This is a genomic window from Methylobacterium sp. J-092, assembly GCF_022829325.1.
Taxonomy (GTDB): domain Bacteria; phylum Pseudomonadota; class Alphaproteobacteria; order Rhizobiales; family Beijerinckiaceae; genus Methylobacterium.
Map to the genome: position 1 here is coordinate 1 of NZ_JAKSXU010000105.1, position 6,241 is coordinate 6,241.

Annotated in this window: 7 protein-coding genes and 1 tRNA gene; 4 read left to right on the forward strand and 4 right to left on the reverse strand. The window is 68.4% G+C overall.

Going from position 1 to position 6,241, the window contains the following annotated elements; translation table 11 throughout:
* Nucleotides 1-138: 138 nt before the first annotated feature.
* On the reverse strand, nucleotides 139-414 hold the full coding sequence (locus tag MKK60_RS11735; RefSeq protein ID WP_243985934.1) for a hypothetical protein: 276 nt from the start codon (nucleotides 412-414) through the stop codon (nucleotides 139-141).
* Nucleotides 415-722: 308 nt separating this feature from the next.
* Nucleotides 723-1,070 carry a helix-turn-helix transcriptional regulator gene (locus MKK60_RS11740; RefSeq protein WP_313901122.1) on the reverse strand — a complete coding sequence of 116 codons (348 nt, stop codon included), beginning with the start codon at nucleotides 1,068-1,070 and terminating at the stop codon, nucleotides 723-725.
* A gap of 366 nt (nucleotides 1,071-1,436) precedes the next feature.
* On the opposite strand from MKK60_RS11740, the gene MKK60_RS11745 reads away from it, so the two are divergent.
* Nucleotides 1,437-2,411 carry a site-specific integrase gene (locus tag MKK60_RS11745; RefSeq protein ID WP_243985936.1) on the forward strand — a complete coding sequence of 325 codons (975 nt, stop codon included), beginning with the start codon at nucleotides 1,437-1,439 and terminating at the stop codon, nucleotides 2,409-2,411.
* A 49-nt stretch (nucleotides 2,412-2,460) separates the two neighbouring features.
* The gene (locus MKK60_RS11750; protein ID WP_243985937.1) at nucleotides 2,461-2,643 is read left to right on the forward strand and encodes a hypothetical protein; all 183 of its coding nucleotides are present in this window, start codon (nucleotides 2,461-2,463) and stop codon (nucleotides 2,641-2,643) included.
* A 30-nt stretch (nucleotides 2,644-2,673) separates the two neighbouring features.
* Here MKK60_RS11750 and MKK60_RS11755 read toward each other — a convergent pair.
* Together MKK60_RS11755 and MKK60_RS11760 are read right to left on the reverse strand one after the other, a co-directional pair.
* A tRNA-Ile gene (locus MKK60_RS11755) sits at nucleotides 2,674-2,749 on the reverse strand.
* Nucleotides 2,750-3,028: 279 nt separating this feature from the next.
* Nucleotides 3,029-4,498, reverse strand: a complete 1,470-nt coding sequence (locus MKK60_RS11760) for an MDR family MFS transporter (protein ID WP_243985938.1) — start codon at nucleotides 4,496-4,498, stop codon at nucleotides 3,029-3,031.
* Nucleotides 4,499-4,620: 122 nt separating this feature from the next.
* On the opposite strand from MKK60_RS11760, the gene MKK60_RS11765 reads away from it, so the two are divergent.
* Both MKK60_RS11765 and MKK60_RS11770 read left to right on the forward strand, forming a co-directional pair.
* Nucleotides 4,621-4,779 (forward strand): hypothetical protein, encoded by a 159-nt coding sequence (locus tag MKK60_RS11765; RefSeq protein WP_243932288.1) that lies wholly within the window; start codon nucleotides 4,621-4,623, stop codon nucleotides 4,777-4,779.
* Nucleotides 4,780-5,151: 372 nt separating this feature from the next.
* The coding region (locus MKK60_RS11770; protein ID WP_243985939.1) for a CHASE3 domain-containing protein at nucleotides 5,152-6,241 on the forward strand (1,090 nt) is incomplete at its 3' end.

Below are 6,241 nucleotides of genomic sequence, written 5' to 3' on the forward strand. Positions count from 1 at the left end.
CTCTCGCGCGCAAGCTCGGCGCGGGCGGCGGGCGTCCACATCGGGGTTCCTGGGTGAGCGTCAGACACTCTCCCAACGCCCGCGATGCTCGCCGCTCACCCAATAGCTAAGCTGTTCTGCCCATTATGAAACGGGGTCTTAGCGAATTAGCGGCGAGCGTAAGGCCAGCGTGGCGGCGAAGGCGCTCGACGTAGGGGGCGATAATGACGCCTGCCGCCTTGCACGGATCATCCAGGCGTCGCGATCGGCACGTGTAACGGCCAACTCCCGATGCACCTCCTCAAGCCGGGCATGCATCTCGCCGGCATCGACGGCGGTCTCGATCAGGAGTTCCTGCGCCTCCGCGAGGGCTGCGCGCAACTCGGCGATCTCGGTGGCGAGCGTCAGGATCAGGGCTGCCGTGTCGTCGCTCATCCTTCAGCAACCTGTCTGATCCACCGTGGAGGGCGCCGCATCCACGGCCAGCAGGTCGCCCGATCTGTTGCGGCGGTCCTGTTTGCCCCTTCAAGCAGGGCCGCCACCCCTTCGAGGCTTCGAACGGGCCATAAGCCGGCGTCGGCGGTTCTCGTTCCCCGCAGCACCGACCTTACGCAACCACTCGGCCCGAGGCGTCACAGGCGCGATGCAGGGAACTTGCCCGCATCAACCTGTCGTCGTGTGCGCCCTGTGCTGGGCTGCCTGTCGGCGGACCAAGCAATCGACGCCACAATCAACACATTGCCTTACCCGCCATCGGACTGCGTATCAGCGTTATTTCCGATGAGCCGAATGCCCAAACCGGTTCCCTTAGTGAGGTCGGTGGTCACTCCAGCCTCACTCAGAGCACGCTCGATCGCCTCAAGTGTCGCGTGGTGAGGATCGCGTGCGCCGCGTTCGAAATCCACGAGGGTACGCAGGCCGATCCTCGCGGCAGTAGCCAACTGCTCACGGCTCCAATCCAGCAAGGCGCGCGCCGCGCGACACTGCGCAGGAGTGATCATAGCAGCGAACAGGTCGCACTTTTCATGCGCATGATAATTGACATATATCGCGCAATACCGCACTAATGATGCGCATCTAACCACTTTCATGTGGACATGCAATGCCGATCATCGAGCCAGTCCGTTTACAAGTTTCTCTACGGACCAAAATTGCCGGGCAAAGGGCCCGTCTAAATGTCCCGCCACGCTCCTCAGGTCACACATGCAGACATCGCTCGCGCGATACGTGCGGGCCAGGACGACCATGATGGGTAGGGCGCTACACATCCCCGACGCATCGGAGATCACCGACGAGACGCCGCTGCGGCTCGATGTGGCCGCGGCACTCGCCTACCCGGGCGGCGGCATGACCGTTTCCGGCCTGCGCACGGAAAAGGCTCGCGGGCGGCTAGCCGTCGAGCGCGTCGCTGGCCGCGACTGGACGACCCTCGGCGCCATCGCGAGAATGAGAGAGCTATGCCGCGTCAACGCAAACCCGCCCGACTCTGGCTTCGACCTGAGCGGAAGCGGAGCGGCAAGGTCGCGTCACGAGCGGCCTGGCTCATCCTCGACGGAGGCAAGCAGTACCCCACAGGATGCTTTGAGGGCGATCTTGCAGCAGCCGAACGCGCACTCGCAGAGCACAACATCGCCAAGCATGCCCCGTCGCGGTCGCTTCGGGACCTCGAAGCAATCCCGGTCGCGGACGTGCTGATCTTGTACCTTGAGGCGCGGCGACGCGTGATCGAAGCGTCCGACCCCATCGGCTATCGCCGGCTGAAGGGACGGATCGGCCGGCTGAACGACTTCTTCGGTGGCAAACGCCTGTCCGATATCAAAGGGCCACTGTGCCGCGACTATGTCGTTGCCAGGAAACGGACCGGCGGCGCCCGGCGAGACCTAGAAGACCTTCGGGCGGCCATCGGGCATCACCAGACCGAAGGCTTGCATCGTGGGATCGTCAAAGTCCCGTTGCCAGAGAAAGGGGAGGGGAGAGACCGCTTCCTAACGAGAGAGGAGGCAGCCCGCCTGCTTTGGGTGTGCTGGCGCTACCGCGAGAAGCAAACCGTCCATCGGGGCGCGAACCTCGGCCAGGCAGTTCAGACCGACAAGCGCCCACTTCGGCACCTCGCGCGGTTTATCCTGCTCGGCCTCTATACCGGCACACCTGCCGGAGTGCTTGCTGCTGCTTCGTTCCACCGCGGTAAGGGCAGGGCCTATGTCGATCTCGATAAGGGGCTGTTTTACCGGCGAGCCGAGGGCAATCGCGTTACGAAGAAGAGGCAGCCCGTCGTGAAGCTGCCATCGCACCTCGTGGCGCACTTGCGCCGCTGGGCGGTGACGCTGCGCCGCGATGGAACGATAGCCCGAGTTCGCGGTCGAGTGGAACGGCAAGCCCGTTGCGTCGGTCAAGACGGCCTTCGCATCGGCGGTCCACCTCGCCGGCCTTAAGGAGGATGCTTGACCGCATGTCCTCCGGCACACCGCGGCGACTTGGCTGATGCAGCGCGGCGTCAGCATCTGGGAGGCGTCCGGCTTCCTCGGCATGACGCCTGACGTGTTGATCAACGTCTACGGTCACCACCACCCGGACTTTCAATCCGGCGCCGCGGGAGCCTTCAAAAACAGGGGCAAAAAGAGCGTTTCGTTGGGCAAATCGTTGGGCGACCGCCCCGGGGCATAAAACGATGCCTGCTTAAGTCGTTGTGATGATTGGTGGGCCCGGCAGGACTCGAACCTGCAACCAGACCGTTATGAGCGGTCGGCTCTAACCATTGAGCTACAGGCCCAAGCCGTTGTCCCAGCTTGCCTTTTAGGCATCTGAGCCGTCGCCGCCCAACGTGGGGCGGCAAGACGGCGACGGAAACCCTGCTCCTGCCTACCGCGAGCCAGTGCCGGCGACAAGCGGGGTGGGGGCTCGGACGACCGTGCCGTCGCTCCGATCGATCCGATCGCGTCTCGGCTCGCATGGCAACCAGGATGCTGGCGTGCGGCACAGGACGGGCGATCGGATACGAAGAAAATGCCCGGACGAGAGGCGGCCGAGCACCGAGCGTAGCTGCCCAATGCTACTCCGCGACGGCCGGTGCCGCCTCCGCGATCGCCACGCGCGGCACGAGCAGGGATGCCGACAGCGTCAGCAGCGCGGCGGCGAAGACCGTCCAGAAGGTGCCGTGCAGGGCGTGCTGCAGGCTGAGGCGGGCCGCCTCGCCGGCTGCGCCGAGACTCGCCGGGTCGTCGAGCAGGCGGCGCAGCTGGTCGGGATCCACCCCGGTCCCGCCGTCCGGATGGATCAGGCGATAGTTCAGCACGGCGCCGAGCGCGGTGGCGCCGAGCGTCGAGCCGAGGTTGCGCGCGAAGATGTTCGAGGCGGTGGCCGCCCCCCGCTGCCCCCAGGCGACGCTGTCCTGGATGATCACGATCGCCGCCGTCGACAGGAAGCCCATGCCGAGGCCCATCACGATCGACCCCGCCGCCGCCACGACCGGCGAGGTCTCCGGGCCCAAGGCCACGAAGGCCGTCGCGCCGATCGGCAGCAGGGCGGCGCCGAGCAGCAGGACCGGTCGCAGGCCGAAGCGGACGAAGCTGCGCGCCGCCGTCGTCGCGCCGATCGGCCAGCCGAGCACCATGAGGGTCAGGGTGAACCCGGCGACGAGCGGCGATTGCCGGAGCACGCCCTGCACGTACATCGGGAGAAAGGCGGTGAGCCCGATGATCGCCATGCCCGAGAGCAGCGTCGCGGCGTTGGCGGTGAGGATCGGGCGCTGCCCCCACAGCGAGAAATCCAGCATGGGGTCGGCGGCCCGCCGCTCCTGCAGCACGAACAGCGCGATCGCCGCCAGGAAGGTCAGGCCGGCGGCGACGGCGAGGGCCGGCGCGGCCGACGTCTCGGTCAGGGCGATCATCAGCGCCGCGATCGCCACCGTGAAGAGGGCCGCCCCGATCACGTCGATCCGGCGCGGCTTGCGCTCCACCTCCTCGCGCAGGAACAGCAGGAACAGGACGGCCGCGAGGACGCCGACCGGCAGGTTGATCCAGAAGATCCACGGCCAGCTCAGATGCCCGACGATCAGCCCGCCCGCAAGCGGCCCGGCCACCGACGAGACGCCCCAGACGCTCGCGAGGTAGCCCTGGACCCGTCCGCGCTCGCGGGCCGCGTAGAGGTCGCCGACCACGGTCATGCTCACGGGCTGGATCGCGCCGGCCCCGACGCCCTGCACGAGCCGGAACAGGATCAGCGAAGGCATCGACCAGGCGATGCCGCACAGCAGCGAGCCGACGAGGAACACCGCGATGCCGAACAGCAGCACCGGACGCCGGCCGTAGAGATCGGACAGCTTGCCGAACACCACGGTGGTCGCGGTCTGCGTCAGCAGGAAGGAGGCGAACACCCAGGCGTAGAGATGGAGGTCGCCGAGCTGGCCCGCGATCTGCGGCATCGCCGTCGAGACGATCGTCGCCTCGATCGCGATCATGAACATCGCCGCCATCACCGCGGCGAGGACCAGCGGGCGGCGCGTCGTCGGTGCGTTCAGCATGCGCCGGCTTTAGGGCTCTTGCGCCGCCGGCGCCAGAGGACGGCGATCTGCTGGCCCGCGCCCGCGCCGGCAAAACTTTCTCGATCGCGCGACGTAGGGGGTGGGCGGAAGGACATCCGCCCATGCTGGCCTCAAGCCTGATCTGCCTCGTCGCCGGGACCGGCCTGGTCGCGGCGTCCCTGCTGATGCCCGCCTATCGCCTGCGACTGGAGGTCATCGGCGCGGGGCTGTTCATCGCCGGCCTCTGCCTGCTCGGCGCCGAGCTTCCCCTGTTGCGTTGAGGCCGGTTCCCGATCGCGGGTCGTGTCCCGCCGCCCTGTGGCTCGGTCGTCATGCCCCTCGGGTGCGGGACGGGTTTCCCATCGCCGCCCGGGCGGCACCGTCTCCACGGCATCTGGGGGGCGTCCGCCCCAGCACCACGCATCGGTCCGGGCGCCGCGATCCGCGCATGCCGGCCGGCGAGATCCGCCGCGCGGCCGGCTTCGAGAGGCACGCCGGAATCGGGCCGGATTTGATGAGCGGATGCACGATCCCTATCGGCGTCGTCGACCGATGAACCCCGCACGCACTTGATTCGAATGCCGACTCGGCCGACTGCGCCGGCAAGGGGACCGCAGGGCGCCGCCCACAGGTCTGCGCAGGAACGCTCGAACATGCCGAACACGTTTGGCCTCAACCGCACCCTCGGCGGCGCGATCGGCGCCATCGCGCTCGTGTCGGTCCTCGGCAGCGGCACGGTCCTGTTCACGCTGGACCGCCTGAACGAGGCGACCGAGGCCCGTCGCAAGGTGACGCTCGTGGCGCGCGGCCTCGACGCCTTTCGCGGCGCCATGCTCAACCAGGAAACGGGGCTGCGCGGGTACCTCATCACCGGACGCGACAGCAGCCTCGAGCCCTATCGGGCCGGCCGCCCGGCGCTCGATGAGACCATCGATCGGCTTCGGGCGCTGACGAGCGGCGAGGCCGAGACGTCGCGCCTGCTGGCCGATGCCGTCGCCGCCGCCCGCACCTGGCAGGCCGAGATCGGCGAGCCGGCCGTGCGCATGGCCGCCGACCCGACGCGACGGCCCGAGGCGGCGCGCGTCGAGGCCGAAGGCAATGGCAAGCAGCTGTTCGACACCCTGCGCGAAAAGCTCGCCGTCATCGAGACCAAGCAGGACGATGCCCGGAACGCGCTGAACGATCGCGTCGCGGAGGCGCAGCGGACCGCGTTCCTGACCCTGTGGGGCGCGGCCCTGATCACGCTCCTGATCTGCATCGGGATCGGGATCGCCATCAACCGCGTGATCGTCAGGCCGCTCGGGCGGGTGATGACCTTCGTCGAGCAGGTCGGTCAGGGCGACCTGTCCGGGACGCTCGGGGACGGCGGCCACAACGAGATCGGTCGCCTCGGGCGTACGCTGAACGGGATGGTCTCGGGGCTTGCGGATCTGGCCCGGACGAACCGTGCGGCGACGTCGGACCTGAACGCGGCGGCGGCCGAGATCCGCGCCTCGGCGCAGGAGCAGGCGGCCCCGGTGGAGGCGCAGCTCCCGGCCGTGCAGGAGACGACGGCGACGGTGGGCGAGATCACCCATTCGGGCGCGCAGATCACGAAGCGGGCCGTCGAGGCGATCGCCACCGCCCAGGCCACGGCCCCGGCCTCCCTCCAGGGCCTGCGCGCGGACGCCGACCCGGCGGTCTCGCAGGAGTGCACCCCGATCGAGCAGACCGGGAGCCCGTGGGGCAGGCCTTGCTGCGGGG